This window comes from Streptomyces sp. NBC_01454, assembly GCF_036227565.1.
Taxonomy (GTDB): domain Bacteria; phylum Actinomycetota; class Actinomycetes; order Streptomycetales; family Streptomycetaceae; genus Streptomyces.
In genome coordinates, this window is record NZ_CP109460.1 from 7,500,894 (window position 1) to 7,525,282 (window position 24,389).

The following is a 24,389-nucleotide window of genomic DNA, read 5'->3' on the forward strand; positions in this document are numbered from 1 at the left end:
CATACGCGGTGGCTCGTCCGGCGGACCCGTCCGGCCGTCGCCCGCCCGCCCGCCCTCCGTCGTGCGGGCTCGGGCGCGGGCCCCGGGCCACTCGGCCCCGCGCCGGCAAAGGGGAGTTGGCGAAGTCCGCTCCGGTGCCGGACGGGTGGTGACCGTACACTGCCGACCGTGACGCAGAAGCGGGCGGATGCGGAGAAGACCGGCGAGGCGGAGCAACCGGCACTGCCGGCGACCGGCTGGGCGGTGCTCGGACTGCTCTCCTTCGGTGACGAACTGTCCGGCTACGACCTCAAGAAATGGTCGGACCGGTCGCTGCGCTTCTTCTACTGGAGCCCGTCCTTCAGTCAGATCTACGGCGAGCTGAAGCGCCTGGAGAAGGCCGGCTACGTCAGCGCGCGGAGCGTCGCCCAGGAGACCGGCCACCGCGACAAACGGGTCTATGTGATCACCGATGAGGGGATGACGGCGGTCCGCCACTGGGCGCGCGAGGCGCCCGTGGAACCTCCCGTCCTCAAGCACGGGGTGATGCTGCGGCTGTGGCTCGGCCATCTGCTGGAGGCCGACCGGATGCGTGAAGTGCTGGGCCGGCACCGGGAGTACGCGGAGACCATGCGCCGGCGCGCCGAGGTGGACGGGGCGGACGCCCGCACCGGGGAGGCCTGGGCCCATCCCTCGCTCGTCCTGAAGTGGTCGCAGCGGTACTACGCCGCGGAGCGGGATCTGGCCGATGCGATGCTCGCCGATCTCGACGAGCGGGACGGCCGGCGGCCGTAGCCGCCCGGCAGCGGCCCGGCGCCCGAGGCCCGGCCCGGTCAGGCGGCCAGGACGCGGCGGCGGCAGTCGGCCGGTGTTCCCCAGGCGTCGCGCAGCGGGCGGGCCTTGCGGATCCACAGGGAGAGGGCCGGCTCCTCGGTGTATCCGAGGGCGCCGTGCAGCTGCAGTGCCGTCCGCGCCGCCGCGTGACCGGCCTCGCCCGCCGCCACCTTCGCCGCGGCCACCTCCCGGCCGGCCGACGGCGCGCCCGCGACCAGCGCCAGCGCCGCCCCGTGGACGAGCGGCTGGGCGAACTCCAGCGCGATGAGGGTGTCGGCGAGCCGGTGCTTGACCGCCTGGAAGGAGCCGATCGGCACCCCGAACTGGGTGCGCCGCGTGACGTGGGAGACCGTCTGCGCCAGCAGGGCGCGGCCCAGGCCGAGGGACTGTGCGGCGGTGGTGAGCCGCGCGAGGTCCAGGGCGTGTGCGGCGGCCGCGGTCACCTCCGGGCCGTGGGCGAACACCGCCCCGCCGAGCGGGCGGAACAGCCGCCGGGCCGGGTCGAGGGAGGTTTGCACGGGGCCATGGCCCTCGGCGCGGCGCACCGTGTCGCCCTCGACGACCAGGACGGCGTCGGCGGCATCCGCGTCCAGGGCGTACGGGCCGTCGGCGCACAGGCTGACGACGGCCTCGCCCGCGGCGATCCGCGGCAGCCACTCCCCGGCTGCGGCCCCCGCACCGAGGCGCTCCAGGAACGCGGCCGCCGCCACCGTCTCCACCAGCGGCCCCGGCACCACGTGGCGCCCCAACTCATGAAAAGCGACGGTGAGTTCAGCGGGCAGCAGTCCCATCCCGCCGTACCGCGCGGACACCGCGAGCCCGAACACGCCCGACTCGGCGAGCCGCGCCCACAGCGCGCGACCCGGCTTGTGGTCCCCCTCCGCCCAGGCCCGTGCCACGGCCGGTGTGTCCGACGCCGTCAGCATGCCGTCCAGCGCGCGGGCGAACTCCCGCTGCTCGGCGCTCAGGAGGAACCGCATCACCGGCGTCCCTTCGGCAGGCCGAGCAGCCGCTCGGCGATGAGGTCGCGCTGGATCTCGTTGGTGCCGGCGTAGATCGGCCCGGCGAGGGAGAAGGTGTAGCCCTCGGCCCAACGCCCCTGCGCGGGCGCCTCCCCGGCGTCATCGGTGAGCATGCCGGAGTGGCCGAGCAGGTCCAGGGCGGTCTCGTGCAGGGCGATGTCCAGCTCGGACCAGAAGACCTTGTTCAGGCTGGAGGCGGCGCCGAGATCGCCCGCTCCCGGCGGTGTACGGGCGGGCGTGCCGTCGTCCCCGGCGGTGAGCCGGGAGGCCTGGGCGTAGCCGAACAACTGGTAGGCGCGGGCGCCGATCACCGCGTCGGCGACCCGGTCGGTCAGCGGCCCGGCGACCGCTTCGGGGGCCGCACGCCACAGCGCGGCCAGCCGCTCGGCGGCCGCGGTGAAGCGGCCCGGGCTGCGCAGCGTCAGGCCGCGCTCGTTGCCGGCGGTGCTCATCGCGGCCCGCCAGCCCTGCCCCGGCTCGCCGATGACGTCCGCGTCGGGCACGAACACCTCGTCGAGGAAGAGTTCGGCGAACGCGGGCTTGCCGTCCAGCCGGCCCAGGGGACGTACCGTCACGCCCGGTGCGTCCAACGGGAACATGAGATACGTCAGGCCCTGGTGCGGCCGGGGGGTGTGCGGATCGCTGCGGAACAGCCCGAAGGCCCGGTCGGCGAAGGCGGCCCGGGACGACCAGGTCTTCTGCCCGCTCAAGCGCCAGCCGCCGGCGGCCCGTACGGCTCTGGAGCGCAGCGACGCCAGATCCGACCCCGCCTCCGGCTCCGACCAGGCCTGCGCCCAGATGACCTCGCCGCGTGCCATCGGGCCGAGGAGGCGGGCGCGCTGTTCGTCGGTGCCGTGCGCGAAGAGTGTCGGGGCGAGGAGGTGGATGCCGTTCTGGCTGACCCGCCCGGGGGCGCCCGCCGCGTAATACTCCTCCTCGAAGATCAGCCACTGGAGGAGCGAGGCGCCGCGGCCGCCGTGCTCCTCGGGCCAGGAGACGGCCGACCAGCGGTCCGCGGAGAGCCGGCGTTCCCATTCCCGGTGGGCGGCGAACCCCTCGGCGGTCTCCAGCGACGGCAGCGGCGCGTCGGGGACGTGGCGGGCCAGCCAGGACCGGGCCTCGGCCCGGAACTCCCGCTCCGCGGCGGTGAATTCGAGGTCCATCACACCGCCGCCCGTCCGCCGGACGGCCGCGGCACGGTGCGGGCGCGCGGTCCGTGAGGGGAGAGGGGGGCGGGTGGTGCGTGGCGGGGGAGGGCGGCGGGTGGTGCGTGGCGTGCGCCGGGCAGGGGCTCGTCGTCGTGGGCAGCGGGCATCCGCACTCCTTCCCTAACAAGTGTTTGGTAGATTAACGTACCGTCAGGAACAGCGTCGAGGCCCCCGCCGCCGAGAGCTCCCGGGCGAGGGCCGCCACGCTCCCCGGGGCCCGGCGGCACGCCCTCGCCGGGCCCGCACCCGGCCCGCCCCAGGAGGCTCGCGCATGACCTCGCCCCCCTACGTGCCCGGCCACCGGCTGCTCCACGGCCGGACCGCCGTCATCACCGCGGCCGCCGGCGCCGGCATCGGCGGCGCCACCGCCCGCAGATTCCTGGAGGAGGGCGCCCGGGTCGTCCTCGGCGACCGCCACGCGCGCCGCCTGACGGAGAGCACCGAGGCGCTCGCCGAGGAGTTCGGCGCCGGCCAGGTGGCGTCCCTGCCGTGCGATGTCACCGACGAGGACCAGGTGGGCGCCCTGCTGGCGCTGGCCGAGGAGCGCCACGGCCGCCTCGACATCGTGGTCAACAACGCCGGGCTCGGGGGCACCGCCGACCTCGTCGAGATGACCGACGAGCAGTGGGGCGCGGTCCTCGACACCACCCTGAACGGCACCTTCCGCTGCACCCGGGGCGCCCTGCGCCGGATGCGGGCGGCCGGCCGCGGCGGCGTGATCGTCAACAACGCCTCCGTCGTCGGCTGGCGCGCCCAGCGCGGCCAGGCCCACTACGCCGCGGCCAAGGCCGGAGTGATGGCACTGACCCGCTGCGCCGCCATGGAGGCCGCCGGGTACGGCGTACGCGTCAACGCGGTCGCGCCCAGCCTCGCCATGCACCCGCATCTGGTGAAGGTGACCACCCCCGAGCTGCTGGCCGAACTGACCGAGCGGGAGGCGTTCGGCCGCTACGCCGAGCCCTGGGAGATCGCCAATGTCATCGTCTTCCTGGCCTGCGACTACGCCTCGTACCTGACCGGGGAGACGGTGTCCGTCAGCTCCCAGCGCGCCTGAGACGGGGAGCGCCGGCCGGCCGGGCCTTGCGCGGCCGGCCGCCGGCTCCGCAGAATCTGAACAGGGAGACCACCATGTCCGAGGCCTATGTCATCGAAGCGGTCCGTACGCCGGTCGGGAAGCGGGGCGGCGGACTGTCGGCCGTCCACCCCGCCGATCTGGGCGCCCATGTGCTGACCGCGCTGATGGCGCGCAGCGGCGTCGATCCGGCCGCCGTCGAGGATGTCGTCTTCGGCTGTCTGGACGCGGTGGGGCCGCAGGCCGGCGACATCGCCCGGACCTGCTGGCTGGCCGCCGGGCTGCCCGACCACGTGCCGGGGGTCACCGTCGACCGCCAGTGCGGCTCCTCCCAGCAGGCCGTGCACTTCGCGGCCCAGGCCGTGCTGTCCGGCACCCAGGACCTGGTCGTCGCGGGCGGGGTGCAGAATATGTCGCAGATCCCGATCGCCTTCGCGAGCCGCCGGGCCGCCGAACCGCTGGGGCTGACCGACGGCCCGTTCGCCGGCTCCACGGGCTGGCGGGAGCGCTACGGGGACGCGCCCGTCGACCAGTTCCACGGCGCCGAACTCATCGCCGACGAGTGGCACCTCTCCCGCGCCGACATGGAGGAGTTCGCGCTCCGCTCGCACCGGCGGGCCGTCCGCGCGCTCGACGAGGGCCGCTTCGACCGGGAGACCGTCGCCTGCGGGGAGGTCACCGCCGACGAGGGCCCGCGCCGCGGCACCTCCCTTGCGAGGATGGCCGCCCTGCCGCCGGTCGTCCCGGGCGGCCGGCTGACCGCGGCGGTCTCCTCCCAGGTCTCCGACGGCGCGGCCGCCCTGCTCCTGGCCTCCGGGCGGGCGGTGGCCGCGCACGGCCTGACCCCGCGGGCCCGTATCCACCATCTGTCGGTGCGCGGCGAGGACCCGATCCGGATGCTGTCCGCACCGATCCCGGCGACCGCGTACGCGCTGAAGAAGGCGGGCATGTCGATCGGCGACATCGATCTGGTCGAGATCAACGAGGCCTTCGCGCCGGTGGTCCTGGCCTGGATCGAGGAGACCGGCGCCGACCCGGAGCGGGTCAATGTCAACGGCGGCGCCATCGCCCTGGGCCACCCGCTCGGCGCGACCGGTGTCCGGCTGATGACGACGCTGCTGCACGAACTCGAGCGCACCGGCGGCCGGTTCGGTCTCCAGACCATGTGTGAGGGCGGCGGGCAGGCCAACGTCACCATCATCGAGCGGCTCTGACGCACCATCAGGACGGCGGATCCGGCAGCGTGGCCAGCGTCGCGCGCGCCTCGGACATGATCCGGTCCACGAGTTCCGCGCAGGACGGCAGATCCCCGATCACCCCCGCGACCTGCCCGGAGGCCATCACCCCCAGGTCCGTACGGCCCTCGACCATCGACGCCCGCAGCAGCACGGGGGTGTTGGCCGCGAGCAGGACCTGGCTCCAGGTGAGGTCCCTGCCGTGCTTCATCGCCAGACCGTCCCGGATCATCTGCGCCCAGCTCAGGCCGGACAGCTTCCGGAACGAGGCGGCCCGGCGCACCGCGTGCCACAGCGCGGCGGTGCGCCCGGAGCGCTCCAGCGCCTCGACCAGCTCGCTGCGCAGCATCCGGTGCGGCAGCCCGTCCACCTTCGTGGTGACCGTGATGTCGCCGACGGCGGCCGCCAGATAGCGGGCCTGTACGGCCGGCGGCACGGTGCTGTCCGATGTCAGCAGGAAGCGGGTCCCCATGGCGATCCCGGCCGCACCGTAGGCCAGCGCCGCGACCAGGCCCCGGCCGTCGAAGAAGCCGCCCGCGGCGATCACCGGGATGTCGACCGCGTCCACCACCTGCGGCAGCAGCACGCTCGTGGCGACGCTCCCGGTGTGCCCGCCGCCCTCGCCGCCCTGCACGACGACCGCGTCCGCCCCCCAGGCCGCGACCTTCTCGGCATGGCGGCGGGCCCCGACCGAGGGGATGACGACGACGCCCGCGTCCTTGAGCCGGGCGATCAGCTCACGGGAGGGAGCCAGGGCGAACGAGGCCACCCGTACGCCCTCCTCCACGATGATCCGCACCCGCTCACCCGCATCGGCCGCGTCCGCCCGCAGATTGACCCCGAAGGGTGCCTCCGTACGGGACGCGACCTCGCGGACCGCCGCCCGCAGCTGCCCGACGGTCATGGTGGCCGACGCCAGGATCCCCAGGGCGCCCGCCTCGGCCGCGGCCGACACCAGCCGGGGCCCGGCCACCCACCCCATGCCGGTCTGCACAAGGGGGTGGCGTACCCCGACGAGCCGGGTCAATGGGGTCTCGATCCGGTCGTTCTCGATCCGGTCGTCCGTCATCCCTGCGGCACCTCGCGGTCCCGCAGCCCCTCCGGATCGAGCTCCGTACGGATCAGCCGGAGCTCCGCCGCAGTGGGCTCGCGGGTGTACGGCACCTCGATGGGCAGCGCGAGCGGGAAGCCGGTGGCCTCCTGGACCTGCCCGGCCGTCACTCCCGGATGCACGGAGACCAGCCGCATGGTGTGGTCCGGGGTCTCGAAGTCGAAGACCCCGAGGTGGGAGACGACCCGCGGGATGCGGTGGTAGCGGGTCGCGGACGGGCCGGCGGCGGCCGCGCTGTCGTATCCGACCCCGCAGATCATGTCGACCCGCTCGACGAAGACCCGTGCCGAATGCTTCGGCACCCAGTAACTCACCGGATTGTTCAGGGTGTTGACGGGCGCGCCGCGCACACCGAGGAGCTGGCGGGAGGGCCGGTGCCAGTCGCCGATGCACGAGATGTTCTGGTTGCCGAAGCGGTCGAGCTGGCTCGCGCCCATCATCACGTGCCGCTTCCCGCCGGTCACCATGGCCAGGTGCCGGCGGTAGGGCAGCCAGCCCTCGGCCGTCCCGTCCGGGCCCACGAGCATCGCCTCCCCGTCGGTCAGCAGCAGATCGGGGGAGAAGGTCCGCCGGGCGAGCCGGGCACCGAGCGACGGGATCAGGCCCATCGGGCTGGCGAGCACCTCCCCGTTGTCGCGCCAGGCCTCGGCGCAGGCGATCACGCAGAACTCGGCGCGGGTGGCCGTGGTGGTCGGGCTCACTGCTGCTCCTCGTGCCAGGTCCGGACGGCCGACTGATACGCCTTCTCGTCCCCGGACAGGAACCGCTCGGCGAACTGCGGCCAGGGCGTGGTCGCGTACAGCTTCTGGAAGGCCTCGTCACGGTCGTGATCGGGGACGCAGGAGGTGAAGTGCGCCCCGTTCGGGGTCTCGACCACTCCGGCCACCGTGTGCCGGCTGACCAGGAGGGTCTGCGGGGCGGCCGTGGCGAAGTCGTCCACGAGCCGCTCGCAGGAGACATAGGCCCGGTCCGCGGCCTCGCAGAACAGGTCGTCGAAGTACGGGTCGGGGCCCAGGTACTGGCCGTTCCCGAGCCGGTCGGCGCGGTCGAGATGGACCAGCGCCGCGTCCATCCGCAGCGCCGGCACGGCGACGAAGGTCTCCCCGTCCTCGTACGGTGATGTCACCGTCCGCAGGCCCGGGTTGACCCGCATGACGTCCGAGCCGAGACCGGCCCGTACGGGGAGGAAGGGCAGCCGGTGGGCGGCGGCGGTCAGGCCCCACAGGAACATCGCCTCGTCGATCTCCGTCAGCTCGAACGCGCCACGCTGGCGCGCCGCGCGGTAGTGCGGCTCCAGGGGGATCGAGTCGAGGGTCACGAACGCCGCGACGAGCCTGCGGATCCGGCCCGCGGCGGCGAGCAGTCCGACGTCGGGACCGCCGTAGGAGATCACGGTCAGATCGGTGAGGTCGGAGCGCAGCAGCGCCCGCACCAGCGCCATCGGCTTACGGCGTGCGCCCCAGCCGCCGATGCCCAGGGTCATCCCGCTGCGCAGCCGGGAGACGACGTCCTCGGGCGTCATGGTCTTGTCGGTCACGGTCAGCCTTCCTTCGTCGGTGCGCCGGCCGGTGCGCCGAAGGTGTCGCGGACGCGGTCGGCGACGCCGCTGAGGTTCGCCTCGAAGGTGAAGCCCTGCTCGAAGCGGTAACTGCGGTGCACGTCCACGGGGTCGATGCCGTTGATCGCGGCCTTGGCGAGGCGCAGGAGCGCGCCGTCCTTCCGGGCGATCTCCCGTGCCAGATCCAGCGCGGCGCGGCGCAGCCCGGCGCGCGGCACGACCTTCCACACCGAGCCGTGCGCAAGGAGTTCGGCGGCGGAGGCGGTGCGCGAGGTGTAGTAGAGCGCGCGCATCAAATGCTGCGGCACGAGTCGGGCCAGATGGGTGGCCGCGCCGAGCGCACCGCGGTCCAGCTCCGGCAGCCCGAAGGTGGCCTCCTCGCTCGCCACGATCGCGTCCGCGTTCCCGGCCAGCCCGATGCCGCCGCCCAGACAGAAGCCGTGCACCGCCGCGACGACGGGGACCTCGCACGCGTAGACCGCCGAAAACGCCTCGGCGCAGCCGCGGTTGACCCCGACCAGGGCACCGTGGCCGCCGGCGGCGGAGTCGCGCTGCAGCTCCTTGATGTCGACGCCGGCGTTGAAGCCGCGGCCCTCGGCGGCGAGGACGACACAGCGGATGTCCGGGTCGTGGCCGGCGGCCCGTACGGCGTCGGCGAGGTCGTACCAGCCCCGCACGGGAAGGGCGTTGACCGGAGGGAAGTCGACGGTGACCACGGCGATGCCGTGGTCCGGCCTGGAGGTGGAGACACCCATGGGCGGATCAGCTACCTTTCCACCAAGCGTTTGTTAGGTAGCGAAGTTAGCAGCGGACCGCGCGCTGCGGGAGGGTGCCGAGTGAGCCTGACCCTCGATCTGTCCGGACAGCTCGCCGTGGTCACCGGCGGCACCCGGGGCGTCGGCGCCGGCATCGCCCGCGCCTTCCTGCGGGCCGGCTCCGACGTCGTGATCTGCGCCCGCCGGCCACCGGACAGCCCCGTCACGGCGGCCGGCCGCAGCGCCCGTTTCCACCCCCTCGACCTGCGCGAACCCGACGCCGTCCAGGAGTTCTTCACCCGCGTCGCGGCGGCGCACGGCCGGCTGGACTGCCTGGTGAACAATGCCGGCGGCACGCCCTACGGGCTGCTCGGCCAGACGGACGCCGCCCGGCACGCCCGGGTCGTCGCCCTCAACCTCCTCGCGCCGCTGACCGCCTCGCTCGCCGCGTACGAGGTGATGCGGCAGCAGCCGGCCGGGGGTGCGGTCATCATGATCGGCAGCGTCAGCGGCACCCGCCCGTCGCCCGGCACCGCCGCCTACGGCGCGGCCAAGGCGGGGCTGGAGAACCTCGCCCGCTCCATGGCCGTCGAATGGGCCCCCCGGATCCGCGTCAACACCCTCGTCCTCGGCATGGTGCGCACCGAACTGGCCGCCCTGCACTACGGGGACGAGGCGGGCATCGCCGCGGTCGGCGCCACCGTCCCGGCCGGCCGGCTCGCCGAACCCGCCGAGATCGGCGACGCTTGCGTCTTTCTCGCCTCCGACCGCGCCGCCTATCTGACCGGCGCCAGCCTGCTCGTCCACGGCGGCGGAGAGCGCCCCGCCTTCCTCGACGCGGCCACCGTCAACCACCCCACCACCACGGGAGCCGGCCCGCCCCGGCAGCCGACCGGCCCCCCGACGACGAGCCCCCTCACCGGTACCGAAGCCGCCAAGGAGAACTGAGATGACCGGAATCTGCGCCGGACGGGTCGCCGTCGTCACCGGAGCCGGCCGCGGCCTGGGCCGGGCCCATGCGCTGGCCCTCGCCGCGGAGGGCGCCCAGGTCGTGGTGAACGACCTCGGGGTGGCCGCCGACGGCGCCGGCGCCTCGGCCGGCCCGGCCCAGCGGGTCGCCGACGAGATCCACGCGCACGGCGGCCGGGCCGTCGCCCACAGCGGCGACATCACCACCACCGACGGCGCCGCCTCCCTGGTCGCCACCGCCCTCGACACCTTCGGCCGGCTCGACACCCTCGTGAACAACGCCGGGTTCCTGCGCGACCGGATGCTCGTCAACCTCGACGAGGACGACTGGGACGCCGTCATCCGCGTCCACCTCAAGGGCCACTTCCTCCCGCTGCGGCACGCCGCGGCGCACTGGCGGGCCGAGGCCAAGTCCGGCCGCACTCCCGCCGCCCGCGTCATCAACACCGCGTCGGGCGCCGGGCTGCTCGGCAGCGTCGGGCAGGGCAACTACTCCGCCGCCAAGGCCGGCATCATCGGCCTCACCCTCGTCGCCGCCGCCGAAATGGCCCGCTACGGCGTCCAGATCAACGCCCTCGCGCCGGCCGCCCGCACCCGGATGACCGAGAGGACCTTCGCCGCGACGATGGCGGCCCCGGCCGACGGGGAGTTCGACGCGATGGCCCCGGAGAACGTCTCCCCGCTGGTGGTCTGGCTGTCCTCCGCCGACTGCGCCGGCGTCACCGGCCGGGTCTTCGAGGCCGAGGGGGGCCGGATCACGGTGATGGAGGGCTGGCGCCCCGGTCCCACCGAGGACCGGGGGAGCCGCTGGACGCCGGCCGGGGCGGGCGAGGCCGCCCGCCGGCTGCTGGCCGCCGCCGAGGAGCCCGGACCGGTCTACGGCGCGCGGTGACGGGGCGGGCCGGAAGCCCGGCCGGGCGCTTCCCGCCGCCGGCGTCCGGCGGCCACCGCCCGGCGGTCCCACGGCGCCCGGACCCGGTGGGCCCTCAGCCGCCCCGATGCTCCAGCCCCGCGAGTCCGGCGGCCCGCGCGAGCAGTTCGACGAGCATGTCGAAGGTGAGCCGGCCGGTGAACGTATTGCGCTGGCTGGGGTGGTAGCTCCCCAGCACCTGCAGTTCCCGCCGGCTCCGCGTCGCCGGCAGGGGCAGCCGCACGCCGTGGCCGAACGCGGGCCGGGGACGCGGCAGCGGCCACCCCGCCTCGCCGAGTACGGGCAGCAGCGCCTGCCAGCCGAAGGCGCCCAGCACCAGGACCGCACGCAGGTGGGGGCTGAGGAGTTCCAGCTCCGCCGCCAGCCATGGCCGGCAGGTGCGGCGCTCGTCGGGCGTCGGCTTGTTCTCCGGCGGAGCGCAGTGGACCGGCGAGGTGACCCGTACCCCGTACAGCTCCAGGCCATCGCCGCGGTGCGTCGCGGTGGGCCGGGAGGCGAGGCCGACGGCATGCAGCGCCGCGAACAGGAAGTCGCCGGAGGCGTCCCCGGTGAACATCCGGCCGGTGCGGTTGCCGCCGTGCGCGGCCGGCGCCAGCCCGACGACGGCCAGTGCCGCGTCCGGCGGCCCGAACCCCGGGACGGGGCGCGCCCAGTACTCCCAGTCCCGGAAGGCCGCACGTGGCTGTGCGCCGGTCTGCTCGCGCCAGGCCACCAGCCGGGGGCAGGCCCGGCACCGGATCAGCTGCGCGTCGAGCTCCGCGAGCCCGCCGCACCGCCCCGCGTGGTAGGCCGGAAAGGCGGCCTCGTCGTCGCCCGGCGGTGTCTGCGACGCTCCGGTCTCGTCCATTCCTCCACGCTAGAGGACCGCGGCCGTGTCATGTCCGGTGCTGCCGCCGGGAGACACGGCCGGGCGGGTCAGACGGGGGCGCCCGGTCCGGGGCGGCCGGCCGGGGACGCGGCGCGGCCGGCGAGATGCGCCGGAGGCGCGAGGTCCGCGGGGAGTGCGGGGTCCGGTTCGAGTGGACCCCAGGCGGTGTGCAGGGGCAGTACACCGGCCCACAGGCCGAGTTCGGCGTCCGCGCCGTCGCCGTCGTCCGGCGGTCCCGTCCGGATCTTCACGGACGCCTCGTCGAGGGAGAGGGCGAGCAGCGCCGTGGCGGCGAGCTCCTTGCGGCTCGGGCGCCGGGCGTAGTCCCACTGGCCCGGCGCCGCCTGTTCGGTCAGACAGCGCAGACCGGCGAGCTTCTCCTCCGGGTCGGTGACCGGGCGGGGCGTGCCGAACACCATCGCGCTGCGGTAGTTGACCCCGTGCTCGAACACGGAGCGGGCCAGCACCAGCCCGTCGACATGCGTCACCGTGACACACACGCCCGCGCCGGGCGAGGCGGTCAGGCTGCGACTGGCGACCGACCCGTGGAAGTACAGCGTGTCGCCGTCCGCGCCGTAGACCGTGGGTACCACCATCGGCGTGCCGTCCACGAGCACACCGAGGTGGCACAGAAAGCCGGCGGCCAGTACGTCATCGAGTGCGGCACGGTCGAGGCTGCCCTGCTCACGCAGCCGGCGGTGACGGGTGCGCGCGGTCTCCGGCAGCGTCCGGCCGGGCGAGGGGGAGGTCATCACGGCCCTTCCGAGGGGTGCGGGTGACGGGCTGGGGCACCACCACGGCGGCGCGGCCCCCCAGGGACCCGCCGACTACCGGGGCACCCAGCCCTGGCTCCGGATTCTACTGATCCCATGCTCGCCTGTGCCAGATCACGCGGGAATCCGTTGTCGCGATCTCGCGAATCAACGAATTCCGCACCTTGGGGGGCGTGGGGCCGGGACCCCGTCCGCCCTCGGTCAGAGCAACCCGTCCCACATCTGTTCCACGATCATGGCCCACCAGCGGGCGGGCCCGGACAGGCTCTGGGGGTCGAGCACGGCCAGATCCTGCTGGAAGCGTGCGGTGTCCTGGGCGGCGGCGGCCGGGCTCAGCCCGCGCCGCGGTGCCCAGCGCTGCTTCAACAGGGCGAGACAGCGGGCGAAGGACTGCAGGTCGGAATTGACGAACGACGCCCAGCCCGAACGGAGTTCGACGGCCCACACCTTGCCCGTCTCCGGCTCGACGCAGATTTCCCGCCCGAAGTCCTCGCCGATCCGGAGGTAGTCGTAGGAGTCGTAGAACTCCTTGAGGTGCGGCTTGAGGGGGTCGCCACTCTGCTCGGCCCAGGCCGGCAGATCCACCGCGGCCGGAGACGTGGGCGCCATCCGGAAGAAGGGCGCGAACTCGGACGGCAGCCCGGTCCGGGTGAGGGCATCGACCGCGGACGCGGGCAGCGCGGTGTCCGCGAGCTCCTCCGCGCCGCGCCGCAGGACGGCCTGCGCGCCGAACGCGTCGAGCACCTCGCCGCGGGCCGCGGCGGGATCGGCGGACACCGCGGCCGCCGCACCCTCCGGCCGGGGCGGCAGAGGCAGCCGGCCGGGCCGGGCGGCGAGCGGCTTCCCCTCACGCCGGGCCAGGCCGGCGGCGTGCTCATACAGCTTCTCCTGGCCCTTGGCCCGGGACCGGGCGTCCGTGCCGTAATCCACGGTGTGGCTGACCTGCACCCGTGGCCAGGAGCGGGAGATCAGCGCGGCACAATTTCCGCCGGGCAGCGCGCACGCCTGCAATTCGGTGTAGAGCTCCAGCACGTCCTCGGGACGGATGCCCGACTGCGCGAGGTGGTCGGCCAACTGCCATTCGGGGTGCGGGCGTCCCGGACCGCTGCGGGCCAGTTGCGTGTGCTCCGCGCCCTCGCCGTCGCGGTACCGGCACACCGCGGTGTACCCGAGGCCGGTGCCCAGCGGGGCCCCGCCGGCGTTCGTGTGATTGCTGCTCATCTGCAAGAGTCCCTTTTACCCGTGGTCGTGCAGCCCTCGCCGGCCGGCGACCGCCCGTGCGCGCTATTCGAGAAGGTACGTGCTGTCACTGACGAGCTGCGGCCACATCGTGGTCAGCGAGCCCTTCACCGGCCGGCGTGTACACGCGGGATCGATACGGCCGAGCCGGCGCAGCACGTGGTCCCGGAACTCCCGCTCCTCCTTCTCGTCCCGGCCGTTCGAGGCGACGACGGCCTTCAGCGCGACCGTCCAGCAGCGCAGAAACGCATCCAGCGAGCTGTTCACCAGGCAGACGAACGCCCCGCCGTTGGCGAGCATGACGCGCCCGGTGCCGTGCTCGACGCAGAGTTGGGTGCTGTCGTCGCCCACGTAGCCGAGGACGGAGGCCGCCACACGGTCACTCGCGGCGTGCCCGTCGGCGTCGCCGTCCCCGCCGCCGGTGCGCGGCAGCGTGGGCACGAACCGGTCCAGACCCTCGAACCAGAACTCGGCGGCCGGCAGGCCGACCTCGGTGAGCAGCCGCGCGGTGTCCGGGAGCGAGGCCAGCGGACCGAGTCGTTCCGGATCGGCCCGGACCGGCCGGCCGACCACGGAGAACAGCGGTGCCAGCAGCTCAGGGGTCAGCTCGCCGCCCCCGTAGAGCGCGTCGTCCACGCTCCACCACGACGAGAGCGCGCGCGGACGCGGCGGCAGCGCCCGCTCTCCCGGCCGGCCCTGCGCGACCTCGATGAGCATCATCCCGCTGCGTCCGAGCAGCAACGCACGCTCCGAGGGCAGCGGATGGACCTCGCCCACGTGCCCTTCGGGGCACACCAGCGCCGTGGCGTCGGGGGACTCCTCGCCGGCCGGCCGCACCCCGACCCATGCGTCGAGTTCGTCCAGCACGACTTCCATCGGCCCGGCAGCCGCACCACCGCTCTTGGACGGTTCCTCGGACACGTCCGGCGGCTCCGTGGACGATTCCCCCACGGGCGTCCCGTCCGCGAGCGTCCACCACTGGTAGCGCCCGCTCAGCTCACTGCGGGTACAGAACTGCTGCCCGCCCTCGACGCTGCGCCAGCCGTGCAGCCCGACCGGGCCGGGCCATGCGCCGTCGAACTCCGCGGGCTCGAAAGCACCCAGCGGCCGCCAGTGCGACCAGAGGGTGCGCCAGATCCGGGGGACTCCGGCCCGCAGCAGCCAGTCCGCCAACTCGTGGTCGCCACAGACCGACGCGGTGAGCCCCAGACGCGAGGCGTGCTCCGACACATGACCGGTGCGCGGCCCCACGTAGAGCCGCGAGGCCTGCCCGAGGGCGCGCCGACGGGCCCGCAGGTCCGGCCGCGGCGACCGGCCGGCGTGGCCGTCCGCATCGTCGAAGGACGGCAGATCCACGAGGAACGCCAGGGCGGGATCGGCGAGGACGTCGTCGAGCACGCCCCCCGCGGCCGCATGAGCCAGACCGGGCCCCAGCACATAGCGGGCCTCCGGCGAGAGCGGTTCCGCTCCGGCAGCAGCGCGTTCCGCCTCCGTGAGCACCGCACGGGGGGCGAGCGCCGTGGCGACCTTCCGTTGCAGCTCGGGGAGCGCGGCCCCGTAGGACCTGCGGGCCGCGGCGGCCAGAGCGGTGTCACGCAGCCGCAGATGGCGCACCCGGCCGGGGCCCGAGGGGGATTCCGTGCGGGGCTCCGGGGATTCCGTGCCGGGCCGGGCGGCAGGTGCGTTGTCGGGGCCGGTCGTGACGAACTCCTCTGGGCCCGTCGTGACGAACTCCTCCGCGATGTAGGCGGTCGTCGCGGCCACGACCCGGGTGAGCGCTTCTTCGGACGTCGGCCGGCCGCTGAGCGCCGAGACCGCACGCGCGGCGAGCGAGACGGGCATCCCCGCGTCGCCCTCGGCCAGCACCACCGGGGTGAGCGCCAGCCCCACCTCGTCGGCGGCCTCCCCGAAGGAGGACAGGTAAAAGCGCCAGGCGTCCTCCAGCGACGTCGGCAGCGGCGCCGACGCGTCCGGGACCCAGGGCTCTTCCCGCGCCCGCAGGTCCATGGACAGCGTTTCCGCGAGCAGGAAGTTGGGCCAGGCACTGGCGGTGACGGCGTCGGCGGCGGCGTCGGCCGCGGCGTCCTCCCCCTCGTAGGCGGAGCCCGCCACGGACACCAGATCACGGACCCACGCGCGGAACGCGGTGCGGTCCGGCGCGAAGGCGGCACTGTCCAGATCGATCAGGGCGTGCGCGGGCAACTTGGCCCGCCGCACCAGGCGTTCGGCCTGTGCCCTCGGCAGGTCGAGCAGGATCCGGACCGGTTCGGCGCCGTTGTCCAGCCGCTTGCGGGTCACACCGCCCGGCTGCACCAGCGGCAGCAGCACGTCCTCGGTCAGCTGGTCGGGCACCCGGCTCAGCGACGTACGGCCGGCCAGCGCGGTGTCCAGCAGCGCCACCGTGAACGGGGTGCCACGGCGCTTGGCCGCCCGGTACAACGAGGGCGTGGGGAGCCACATCCCGGCCGGGAAAGGGCCGTCGGGCGCACTGCCCGGCAGCAGCGCCTGCTCGATCTCCGCCTGGATCTCGCGCTGCGTGCGGCCCCGTGTCTCCAGTACGAGGTCGAAGGCGTTGGGCGGCACGGGCGGCGCGACGGACGGATCGACGAACGCCCGGGCGTCCGCGTCGGCCGCCATGGCCAGCCAGGCCATCAGCCAGCTCTTACCGCAGCCGGCATCGCCCGTGACGATGCGCACATGGTCGTCAGGTGCCTCCGAGGAGAGCCACGAGACCAGCGAATGTGCGGCGCTTGAGCGGCCTACCAGGCGAAATTCCATGGTGCGCAACCTTACTCGTCATCCGACGGCGCGGGGCTGTCAGGGGCGTCCGCCGGAGCCCGGCCCGCGGCGTGGTGGCGGGTGTCGTCCCCCAGGATCTCGCCACGCCGCCGCTTGAGGTCGTTGAGGTGGTTCCGCATTTCCCGCGAACCCGTGCCGTCGTCGGGGTGCGGCAGGGTGTGCGTCGTCGGCACCTTGCCGAAGACGCGGTACATCAGGGAGGCGCAGCCCTTCTGCGCACAGGGGGCGCGTTCCGTGTAGACCTCGGTGACCCGGATGCGCTGACCGTCGGGGAGTGTGGACTGCATGTGCTGCATGTATTCGACCGCGGCACGTTCGGAGTGCTTCGACTTTCCCGTCCAGGGCTGGTCGTCGACCTTGGTGACATTTCCGCTGGTCCCGAAGCTGCGCGCCAGCATCACATATTCGGTGGAGCCCGGCTCTATGACATAGCGGAATGCCGCGTAGTTGGCGGACGGCGCGAGGCCGAAGTTGTTCTGTCCCGAGTGCTGGTCGGCGGCGGAGCCGGGCACCGCGTACTGATGGAAGTAGTCGTGGTCCAGCCGCGCGCGCTCGACCATGCGTCCCAGATCGCTGTCGTCCCAGTCCTGCGGCTGGGAGTCGACCAGTTCCTGGCCTCGGGCCGCGGTGAACGGGGTGGTGTCCGGCTCGTCACGAAGCCGGCCGTCATATTCGTCGCTGTCGCTGTCGCTGTCGTGGCTGTCGTGGTCGTTGTCGGGGTCGGAGGGCGGTTGGCGTTCGCCGTCCGGGTCGTGATCGTCGCGGTCGGCATCGGGCATGTCGACATCGGACGACTCCTCGGACGCATCCGCCTCGTCCCGCCTCGGCCGCTTGGTGGGGTCCCCGTCGTCGATCTCCATGTCCTCGGGAGAACGCGCGCGCTTCTTCCCGTCCGATCCGGCGGGTTCCGCGGCCGGCCGGCGCTCGCCGTGGCCGTCCCGGTCGGGACCGGAGCCGTTGTCGTGGCGGGAGTCGTCGTGGCGTGCACCGTCCTGGACGGGGCGGCGGTGGGGATCGAGCGGGATGGCGTGGACGCCGTTGTCGCCGTCGTGGAGGGGTGTGTTGCTGCGCTGTCCGGTTTGGGCGTCGACGTAGGTGAGGGTGCCGTGGTGGTTGACGACGTTCCAGGCGTGGGCGCGGCCGTTGCGGTCCTGGGTGATGATGACGGCCTGGGAGCCGTGGCCGGAGTTGTGGAGGTCGTTTTCCAGGCGGTGGAAGGCGTCGCGGCCGTTGCCGTAGTCGTGGAAGCGGCTGCCGAGGGTGTTCTCGATGCGGTCGCGGCCGTTGGTCTCGCCGCGGTCGGAGGGGGTGCCGTCGGGGTTGAGGTCGGGGGTGCGGTGGGCGGCGGCGGTGGGGTTGCCGGAGTAGGTGTCGGCGGCGGCCAGCGCGGAGTCGACGCAGTTGTTGTTGCGGCCCGGCGCGTCGGGGCCGGGGTGGTTGATGGAGTCGAGCCAGTTGCCGTCGTCCGGGTCGGGGTGGCGCTGCGGCTCGCCGTTCTCGTCCCGGGGGATCGAGTCCTCGACCCGCTGCTGATGCTCGTCGGTGGGACCTTCGAGACCGCCCGGGTGCTCGCGGTTGCGGGTTTCGGAGGCGGGAGTGGGGTCGGACGTCCCGTCGGAATGCTGGTCCGTCGGGCCGTTGGATTCCTTGGGGTGATCGTTGCCGGCGCCCTCGTTGCCCGGGTGGTCGTTGCCCGGACGGCTGTTGCCCGGAGGGGTGTTGCCCGGAGGGTTGCTGTCCGGACGACCGTTGTCAGAGCGGTCGCTGTCAGGACCGTCGTGGGCCGGAGTGCCGTTGTGCGGGCGGTCGTTGGGCGGCTGGTTGGTGCCCGGACGGTTGGCGTCGGGGCGTGGCAGACGCGGATCCGGGCGCCCGTGCTGGGTGTCGGGACGTGGGGTGTAGGCGGGGCGGTCCTGGGTGCGCTGCGGCGGGATGTGCCGGCCGGGCCGGGAGCCGTCCGGGCGCTGGTGGGAGGAGCCGGAGCCCGAGCCGGGGCTCTGGGGTGTTCCGCCACGGGGCGGGGCGCCGGTGGGGGTGTGGCCACCGCCCTGGGTGGGCACGGTGGGAGCTCCCATGACCGGGGCGGTGCCTGGCGGGGTGTGCTGCGGCGACTGCGAGGAGCCGGGGGTGGCAGCGGGCTGATGAGTGTTACCGGGGTCCGCCGGGTGCTGGGTGGGCGGGGGCGCGGTCATGGTGTCGGCGGACTGGGTGGTGACGGTGGTGTCGTCGTCGCCGGCGTGCGGCGTGGGGTCGCCGGGGGAGGGATCGCGGTGCTGGACGGACGGACCGGAGGAGGGTGAGTGCTGCACCGGGGCGCCCTGGGAGGGCACGCTCACGTGCGGCGTTGCGGAACGCCCGCCGGTGCCGGCACCGGAGTTGTCCCCGTTGTGGGAGCCGGAGTCGGAGCCGGAGCCGTCTCCGCCCTGGGAGCCGCTGTGCGCGCTGTCGCCGTAGGGGGAGGTGTCGGTGTTGGTGGGCGGGTTACCGGCAACGGGGTCGGGGGAGGGCGACGGCTGCGACGGCTGCGACGACTGACCCGTTTCCTGGTGTGAAGTGCCCTCGGGTTTGCCGGAGTTGGACTGGTCGCCGAATGAATGGTCGGCGGCCGGACCGGGGTCGTGAGCCAGGCCGGAGTCGTGAGCCGGACCGGAGTCATGAGCCGGTGACGAGTCGTGAGCGGGGGCCGGGTCGGGAGCCGATGCGGCGTCGGGGGTCGGCGCGGCCGGGGTGGGGTGCGTGCTGAAGGGCTCCGTGTCGGGGCGGGCGTGGTCCGGGGCGCCGTCGGCCGTCGGCTGGGTGCTCACCGGGTCGGGGCGTGCGGAGTCGGGTGTGTGGTCCGGCGTGGGGTGGGTGCCGACCGGGTCGGTGTCCGGACGTGTGGAGTCCGGATGTGCCGAGTCAGGTCGAGCGGAGTCCGGGGTGTTGTCAGGGGTGGGCTGGGTGCCCGCTGAGTCCGTGTCCGGGCGGGGATGGTCCGGGCCGGTGCCACCCGAGTCGGGCGTGGTCCCCGAGTCGGGAGCGGGCCCCGAGTGGGAGGCGGCCCCCGGGTCATGTGTGGTGCCGGTGTCGAGGCTGGTGCCGGAGTCCGTGGCCGACCCGTACGGGCTGTCATGGCCGCCCTGGTAGCCGGCGTCGAAAGGCGAACGCTGGTCCGGGGGCGGCAGCGGATGCGCGGAGGGAGAGCTGTGGCTGCCGTCCGTACCCGCGGTGGAGCCGTCGGGTGTGGTGGAGGTGTCGTTTCCGGAGCCGGTGTTCGCGCCGGAGTCGCTCAGGGGGCGGGGCACGTGCGACGAGCTGCCGGAGCCGCTGCTTCCGCCGCTACCGCTGCCGTCCCCCGAGCCGTGTCCACCGCCGCTGGAGTCTCCGGACCCGGACCCGGACCCGGACCCGGACCCGCTGTCGGTGCTGGACCCGCCACCGCTGGACCCACTCCCGGAACGGTCACCGCCCCCGGAGTTGCCCTCGCTCCCGGAGCTGCCGCCGTTCCCGGAGCTGCCCTCGCCGCCAGAGTTACCGGAGTCACCGGAGCCACTTGACTCACCAGAGCTGCTTGACTCACTTGATTCACTCGACTCGCTGGAGCTCCCGCCGCTTCCCCCGCTGTCCTCGCCGCCGTGGTCACTCCCGCCGCGTCCGGCAGCGTGATCGAGACCGTTGTTGACGTGGTGGCCCGCCCGGGCCCCCGCGCCGTCACGCAGGGACTCGGCGAAGGTCTGGCCGGAGTTCTTCAGCGCGTCCGCACCGGCTTCGGCACCGGCATGCGCGCTGCGCCCGACGTCGAAGCCGTTCTGCGCCCCGAAGTTCATGTTCACGCCCTGCGCGATGGCGTCGGAGGCCATGGCCTCCAGCGCGGACACGGCGGGCTCCTTGACCGTCTCGACGATGGCCTCGACCAGGGCCTCGCGGGCTTCCTTCAGGATGCGGCGCACGATCAGCCGGGTGGCCTGGGTGGCGCCCGCCGCGGCGACCTCGGACAGGCCGAAGGTGAAGGGGGCCGCGGCCTGGGCGGCGATGATCTCCGCGGCGAGGATCGCGAGTTGGGCGATCACCGCGACCTTCATCCCGACGATGACTCCGGAACCGGCGTCCAGAGCTAACGCGATGACCTCCGCGGCGGAACGGGCGTCGTCGAGGTAGCCGGAACCGTTGCCGGAGAACTTTCCCCAGGTCGCGTTGAAGCCGTCGATGCTGTCGCCGGAGTTGGCGGACAGCACATTGCCGGCGGCGGTGACGCCCTCGGACTGCAGCTGCTCCACGGCGTGCGCGAACTCCCGCCAGGTGTCGGCGGATTCGCTCATCTTGTCCTCGTCGCCGGTTGGCCAGTCGTAGCCGAGCATTTCAAGGACCCACTCGAGCCAGTCCGGCAGCATGAGCGACATGGCGGCAATCCCCCGTAAAACAGTGCAGCGATGGTGTGGAGAAGGAGGAACAGAAGGGCGGTGACCGGAGTCGCGACCGGTGGACGAAGTGGCGGTGGACGGAGTGGTGGACGGAGCGGCGGTTGATCGAGCAGCGGTTGATCGAGCAGCGGTTGATCGAGCGGCGGTTGATCGAGCGGCGACGGACAAACGGCGTGGGGCGGAACGGAGTTGGTGGTGACGGGTCTTATGGCCGGGGGTGAACGTCCGACTCGGATGGGGCGTTCACGGGGTGCCTCTCCCTGACCGTCAGTGGTCCTCCGCTGCTGAAAGTTCGTCAAGGGTGGGATCTGATTCAACAAAGTTTAGTCATATCTCTGACGGTGGTTCAGCGCGCTCATCGTCACAGTGTCCTCACCAAGGTTGCTCAAGTGGTGGGGCAAGCGGCCCAATCGACCTCAAGAGCCGGCAAATCGCAGCGATGTGGGGGAGTGTGGAGCAGGCATCCGCGTGCGGGAGGCCACGGCAAGATCTTGTTCGGCGGGGCAGGCTCGGGCCGTCCGCGGCGGAGGTGTACGAAGTACCCTTTTCGCAGCGTGTGTTGTGTGACATATTACTGACGTGCCCACGAGACACAGACGCCTTCTGGACGCTCCGGACGTGGTGATCGTCGGGGCCGGTGTGGTCGGCGCCGCCTGCGCCTTCTACGCCGGCCGTGCCGGTCTCTCCGTCGCCGTGGTCGACCGCGGACCCGTCGCGGGCGGCACCACCGGCGCCGGCGAGGGGAACCTGCTGGTCTCCGACAAGGAGCCGGGCCCGGAACTCGCCCTCGCGCTGCTCTCCACCGGTCTGTGGCGCGATCTGGCCGCCGAACTCCCGCCGGAGATCGAGTACGAGACGAAGGGCGGACTGGTCGTCGCCGCCGACGAGCCCGGTCTGACGTCCCTGCGTGCCTTCCGCGCGGCGCAGAGCGCAGAGGGGGTGGAGAGCACGGACGTCCCGGGCGACCGGCTGCGGGACCTCGAACCCCACCTGGCCCCCGGCCTCGCCGGCGGCGTGCTCTATCCGCAGGACGCGCAGGTCCAGCCCGCGCTGGCCGCCGCCCACCTGCTGCGTGCCTCCGGCGCCCGACTGCATCTGGGGGCCGAGGTCACGGCCGTGCTGCGCGGGCCCGGCGGAGCGGTCCGCGGCGTCCGTACGCCGCGCGGCGACCTCCTCGCCCCCGCCGTCGTGAATGCCACCGGCACCTGGGCCGGCCGGCTGGCCTCGCTCGCGGGGGTGACCGTCCCTGTCCTGCCGCGCCGCGGATATGTGCTGGTCACCGAGGCGTTGCCGCGTGTCGTGCGCCGCAAGGTGTATGCCGCGGACTATGTCGCCGACGTGGCCAGCGGCTCGGCCGCGCTCCAGACCTCCGCCGTCGTCGAGGGCACCCCGGCAGGCCCGGTGCTCATCGGCGCCAGCCGCGAACGCGTCGGCTTCGCCCGCACGCTCTCGGCCGGCGTACTGCGCCGGCTCGCCGCCCAGGCGGCGGCCCTGTTCCCCGTCCTGGCGGAGGTCCGGGTGATCCGTACGTACCAGGGCTTCCGTCCCTACCTTCCGGACCACCTCCCGGCGATCGGCCCCGACCCGCGCGCCCCGGGCCTGCTGCACGCCTGCGGCCACGAGGGCGCGGGCATCGGCCTCGCCCCGGCCACGGGCCTGCTGATCGCCGCCGCGCTGACGGACACCGCCGGCCCGCTGGACGCCCGGCCGTTCCGCCCGGACCGCTTCACCGAAGGGACGGAGTCGGTATGAGTCGGCATGAACCGAGCCGCGCCATACGCTGCCCCGCCGCATCCCCACCCCGCCGCCGTCACCCCGCCCACCGGAGCCCGGCATGAACCGACCCCGACCTCGACCCCGGCCCCAGCCCCGACGCCCCCGCCCCACCCCCGCCGCTCTCGTACGGGCCGCGCCAGGGCCGGCCTTCGAGATCACGCTCGACGGGCGGGCGCTGTCGGCGCTGCCCGGGCAGAGCATCGCGGCCGCGCTCTGGGCCGCGGGGGTGCTCTCCTGGCGGACCACGCGCCGGGGCGGCCGGGCGCGGGGTGCGTTCTGCGGGATCGGCTCCTGTTTCGACTGCCTGGCGACCGTCAACGGCACCCCCAATCAACGGGCTTGTCTGGTGCCGGCCCGGCCGGGGGACGCGATCACCACCCAGGAGGGACACGGGCGTGCCGATCTCACCGTCTGACACCCATGATCTCGCCGTCATCGGCGCGGGGCCGGCCGGGCTCGCCGCTGCCGTCACCGCCGCCGACCTCGGGCTGACCGTCGCGCTGGTCGATGCCGCCGCCCGGCCGGGCGGACAGTTCTACCGGCAGCCGGCCGCCGGGCTGGGCGCGGCCCGCCCGCAGGCCCTGCACCACTCCTGGGGCGCGTTCGCCCGGCGCGCCGGACGGCTGGACGCGCACCGGGCGGCCGGCCGGATCCACCACTACACCGAGCACCACGTCTGGGCCGTCACCCGGGAGGCGGCGCACTGGGCCGTGCACGCGGCGACCGGGCCCGACGGGGCCGGGGCGCGGGCCGAGGTGGCCGCGCACAAAGTGCTCCTCGCCACCGGCGCCTACGAGCGCCAACTGCCCTTCCCCGGCTGGACCGTGCCCGGCGTCGTGGGCGCAGGCGGTGCGCAGGCCATGCTGAAGGCGGGGCTGGTGGTGCCGGGGCGGCGGATCGTGGTCGCGGGCAGCGGGCCGCTGCTGCTCGCCGTCGCCGGGTCGCTGGCCGCTGCCGGGGCCAGGGTGCCGGTGGTCGTCGAGGCGGGTGGCTACGCCGGATACGCCCGGGTGCCGCGCACGCTCGCCGCCAACCCGCGCAAGCTCGCGGAAGGGGCCGGCCACGCCGTCACCCTGCGCCGGTACGGCGTCCGCCTGCGCACCCACAGTGCGATCACCGCCGTGCACGGCACCGACCGGGTCGAGGCCGTCACGCTGACCCGGCTCGACCGGGACTGGCGGCCGGTCGCCGGGACCGGGCTGCGCATCCCGTGCGACGCGCTCGCCGTCGGGCACGGACTCGTACCGCAGCTGGACCTGGCGACCGCGCTGGGCTGTGCGACCCGCCGCACTCCCGACGGCACCGCCGCGCTGGTGCTCGACGGCCGGCAGCGGACCTCGGTCGACGGAGTCTGGGCCGCCGGCGAGACCGGGGGCGTGGGAGGTGTCGAACTCGCGCTGACCGAGGGCGAGGTGGCGGCGTACGACATCGCGCGGCGGGCCGTCGGCGGGGTGCTGCGGCGGCGCCGGGACCGTTTGCGGCGGTTCGCCGGGGTCATGGCCGCCGCCCATGCGCCGCGGGCCGGCTGGTCCGACTGGCTGGGCGCGGACACCGAGGTCTGCCGCTGCGAGGAGGTCACGGCCGGACAAATCCGGGAGGCCGTCGGCGGACTCGGGGCCCGCGACACCCGTACCGTCAAACTGCTCACCCGCGCCGGAATGGGCTGGTGCCAGAGCCGGGTGTGCGGTCCCGCCGTGGCGCACCTCGCGGGGGAGAGCGAGCCCGCGGCCGGCCGCCGGCTGCTCGCCTGTCCTGTCACGCTGGGGGAACTCGCCCGCGAAGACCGGTAGTTCGTGCCGACGGCCTTGGCAATCCGCTACAGCTCAGTAAAATGTCACACCTCATAGAAGGAGACAGCAC

Annotated in this window: 20 protein-coding genes; 8 read left to right on the forward strand and 12 right to left on the reverse strand. The window is 74.0% G+C overall.

What is annotated here, in order from left to right; genetic code table 11:
- Positions 1–168 precede the first annotated feature (168 nt).
- Complete coding sequence (locus OIU81_RS33255; protein WP_329153800.1) at positions 169–774, forward strand: PadR family transcriptional regulator; 606 nt, start codon at positions 169–171, stop codon at positions 772–774.
- 38 nt (positions 775–812) lie between these two features.
- Here the strand turns inward: OIU81_RS33255 and OIU81_RS33260 are convergent, their stop codons facing one another.
- Genes OIU81_RS33260 through OIU81_RS33270 form a run of 3 tightly spaced genes read right to left on the reverse strand, consistent with a single transcriptional unit; the run spans position 813 to position 3,150 of the window.
- The gene (locus OIU81_RS33260) at positions 813–1,793 is read right to left on the reverse strand and encodes an acyl-CoA dehydrogenase family protein (RefSeq protein WP_329155534.1); all 981 of its coding nucleotides are present in this window, start codon (positions 1,791–1,793) and stop codon (positions 813–815) included.
- The gene (locus OIU81_RS33265) at positions 1,793–2,998 is read right to left on the reverse strand and encodes an acyl-CoA dehydrogenase family protein (RefSeq protein WP_329153802.1); all 1,206 of its coding nucleotides are present in this window, start codon (positions 2,996–2,998) and stop codon (positions 1,793–1,795) included. Before OIU81_RS33265 ends, OIU81_RS33260 begins: the two co-directional genes overlap by 1 nt.
- Entirely contained in the window at positions 2,998–3,150 is a 153-nt protein-coding gene (locus OIU81_RS33270; RefSeq protein ID WP_329331492.1) for a hypothetical protein, read from the reverse strand. Before OIU81_RS33270 ends, OIU81_RS33265 begins: the two co-directional genes overlap by 1 nt.
- 164 nt (positions 3,151–3,314) lie before the next feature.
- Between OIU81_RS33270 and OIU81_RS33275 the strand changes: the two genes are divergently transcribed.
- The gene (locus tag OIU81_RS33275) at positions 3,315–4,097 is read left to right on the forward strand and encodes an SDR family oxidoreductase (protein ID WP_329153803.1); all 783 of its coding nucleotides are present in this window, start codon (positions 3,315–3,317) and stop codon (positions 4,095–4,097) included.
- Between the two features lie 74 nt (positions 4,098–4,171).
- Positions 4,172–5,329 carry an acetyl-CoA C-acetyltransferase gene (locus tag OIU81_RS33280; protein ID WP_329153805.1) on the forward strand — a complete coding sequence of 386 codons (1,158 nt, stop codon included), beginning with the start codon at positions 4,172–4,174 and terminating at the stop codon, positions 5,327–5,329.
- 7 nt (positions 5,330–5,336) lie between these two features.
- Here the strand turns inward: OIU81_RS33280 and OIU81_RS33285 are convergent, their stop codons facing one another.
- From OIU81_RS33285 to OIU81_RS33300, 4 genes are read right to left on the reverse strand one after another with little or no spacing between them, the layout of a single operon-like run.
- Positions 5,337–6,419, reverse strand: coding sequence for an NAD(P)H-dependent flavin oxidoreductase (locus OIU81_RS33285; RefSeq protein ID WP_329153806.1), 1,083 nt, complete (start codon positions 6,417–6,419; stop codon positions 5,337–5,339).
- On the reverse strand, positions 6,416–7,162 hold the full coding sequence (locus OIU81_RS33290) for a CoA-transferase subunit beta (protein WP_329153807.1): 747 nt from the start codon (positions 7,160–7,162) through the stop codon (positions 6,416–6,418). Before OIU81_RS33290 ends, OIU81_RS33285 begins: the two co-directional genes overlap by 4 nt.
- Entirely contained in the window at positions 7,159–7,998 is an 840-nt protein-coding gene (locus OIU81_RS33295) for a CoA transferase subunit A (protein WP_329153809.1), read from the reverse strand. The genes OIU81_RS33290 and OIU81_RS33295 overlap by 4 nt, the downstream gene beginning before the upstream one ends.
- Before the next feature lie 2 nt (positions 7,999–8,000).
- Entirely contained in the window at positions 8,001–8,774 is a 774-nt protein-coding gene (locus tag OIU81_RS33300) for an enoyl-CoA hydratase family protein (RefSeq protein WP_329153812.1), read from the reverse strand.
- A gap of 81 nt (positions 8,775–8,855) precedes the next feature.
- Between OIU81_RS33300 and OIU81_RS33305 the strand changes: the two genes are divergently transcribed.
- The gene (locus tag OIU81_RS33305; protein WP_329153814.1) at positions 8,856–9,722 is read left to right on the forward strand and encodes an SDR family oxidoreductase; all 867 of its coding nucleotides are present in this window, start codon (positions 8,856–8,858) and stop codon (positions 9,720–9,722) included.
- Between the two features lies 1 nt (position 9,723).
- Positions 9,724–10,635 carry an SDR family oxidoreductase gene (locus tag OIU81_RS33310; protein WP_329153817.1) on the forward strand — a complete coding sequence of 304 codons (912 nt, stop codon included), beginning with the start codon at positions 9,724–9,726 and terminating at the stop codon, positions 10,633–10,635.
- A 94-nt stretch (positions 10,636–10,729) separates the two neighbouring features.
- Here the strand turns inward: OIU81_RS33310 and OIU81_RS33315 are convergent, their stop codons facing one another.
- From OIU81_RS33315 to OIU81_RS33335, 5 genes are all read right to left on the reverse strand, one after another.
- A complete protein-coding gene (locus OIU81_RS33315; RefSeq protein ID WP_329153818.1) occupies positions 10,730–11,521 on the reverse strand; it encodes a uracil-DNA glycosylase in 792 nt (263 codons plus the stop codon).
- 68 nt (positions 11,522–11,589) lie between these two features.
- The gene (locus tag OIU81_RS33320; protein ID WP_329153820.1) at positions 11,590–12,294 is read right to left on the reverse strand and encodes a pyridoxamine 5'-phosphate oxidase family protein; all 705 of its coding nucleotides are present in this window, start codon (positions 12,292–12,294) and stop codon (positions 11,590–11,592) included.
- A 222-nt stretch (positions 12,295–12,516) separates the two neighbouring features.
- Complete coding sequence (locus OIU81_RS33325) at positions 12,517–13,536, reverse strand: SUKH-4 family immunity protein (RefSeq protein WP_329153821.1); 1,020 nt, start codon at positions 13,534–13,536, stop codon at positions 12,517–12,519.
- A gap of 63 nt (positions 13,537–13,599) precedes the next feature.
- Positions 13,600–16,332 (reverse strand): SUKH-4 family immunity protein, encoded by a 2,733-nt coding sequence (locus OIU81_RS33330; RefSeq protein ID WP_329153823.1) that lies wholly within the window; start codon positions 16,330–16,332, stop codon positions 13,600–13,602.
- Positions 16,333–16,343: 11 nt separating this feature from the next.
- A complete protein-coding gene (locus OIU81_RS33335; protein WP_329153824.1) occupies positions 16,344–20,732 on the reverse strand; it encodes a toxin glutamine deamidase domain-containing protein in 4,389 nt (1,462 codons plus the stop codon).
- Between the two features lie 600 nt (positions 20,733–21,332).
- Here OIU81_RS33335 and OIU81_RS33340 point away from each other — a divergent pair.
- From OIU81_RS33340 to OIU81_RS33350, 3 genes are all read left to right on the forward strand, one after another.
- A complete protein-coding gene (locus tag OIU81_RS33340; RefSeq protein ID WP_329153825.1) occupies positions 21,333–22,505 on the forward strand; it encodes an NAD(P)/FAD-dependent oxidoreductase in 1,173 nt (390 codons plus the stop codon).
- Positions 22,506–22,587: 82 nt separating this feature from the next.
- On the forward strand, positions 22,588–22,944 hold the full coding sequence (locus OIU81_RS33345) for a (2Fe-2S)-binding protein (RefSeq protein ID WP_329153826.1): 357 nt from the start codon (positions 22,588–22,590) through the stop codon (positions 22,942–22,944).
- Entirely contained in the window at positions 22,925–24,319 is a 1,395-nt protein-coding gene (locus OIU81_RS33350) for an FAD/NAD(P)-dependent oxidoreductase (protein WP_329153827.1), read from the forward strand. Before OIU81_RS33345 ends, OIU81_RS33350 begins: the two co-directional genes overlap by 20 nt.
- The last annotated feature ends 70 nt before the right edge of the window (positions 24,320–24,389 follow it).

Coding starts and splice junctions, on each gene's coding strand:
- OIU81_RS33260 (WP_329155534.1), bottom strand. CDS start 1,793: ATGCGGTTCCTCCTGAGCGCCGAGCAGCGGGAGTTCGCCCGCGCGCTG.
- OIU81_RS33265 (WP_329153802.1), bottom strand. CDS start 2,998: ATGGACCTCGAATTCACCGCCGCGGAGCGGGAGTTCCGGGCCGAGGCC.
- OIU81_RS33270 (WP_329331492.1), bottom strand. CDS start 3,150: ATGCCCGCTGCCCACGACGACGAGCCCCTGCCCGGCGCACGCCACGCA.
- OIU81_RS33275 (WP_329153803.1), top strand. CDS start 3,315: ATGACCTCGCCCCCCTACGTGCCCGGCCACCGGCTGCTCCACGGCCGG.
- OIU81_RS33280 (WP_329153805.1), top strand. CDS start 4,172: ATGTCCGAGGCCTATGTCATCGAAGCGGTCCGTACGCCGGTCGGGAAG.
- OIU81_RS33285 (WP_329153806.1), bottom strand. CDS start 6,419: ATGACGGACGACCGGATCGAGAACGACCGGATCGAGACCCCATTGACC.
- OIU81_RS33300 (WP_329153812.1), bottom strand. CDS start 8,774: ATGGGTGTCTCCACCTCCAGGCCGGACCACGGCATCGCCGTGGTCACC.
- OIU81_RS33310 (WP_329153817.1), top strand. CDS start 9,724: ATGACCGGAATCTGCGCCGGACGGGTCGCCGTCGTCACCGGAGCCGGC.
- OIU81_RS33315 (WP_329153818.1), bottom strand. CDS start 11,521: ATGGACGAGACCGGAGCGTCGCAGACACCGCCGGGCGACGACGAGGCC.
- OIU81_RS33320 (WP_329153820.1), bottom strand. CDS start 12,294: ATGACCTCCCCCTCGCCCGGCCGGACGCTGCCGGAGACCGCGCGCACC.
- OIU81_RS33325 (WP_329153821.1), bottom strand. CDS start 13,536: ATGAGCAGCAATCACACGAACGCCGGCGGGGCCCCGCTGGGCACCGGC.
- OIU81_RS33330 (WP_329153823.1), bottom strand. CDS start 16,332: ATGGAATTTCGCCTGGTAGGCCGCTCAAGCGCCGCACATTCGCTGGTC.
- OIU81_RS33335 (WP_329153824.1), bottom strand. CDS start 20,732: ATGTCGCTCATGCTGCCGGACTGGCTCGAGTGGGTCCTTGAAATGCTC.
- OIU81_RS33345 (WP_329153826.1), top strand. CDS start 22,588: ATGAACCGACCCCGACCTCGACCCCGGCCCCAGCCCCGACGCCCCCGC.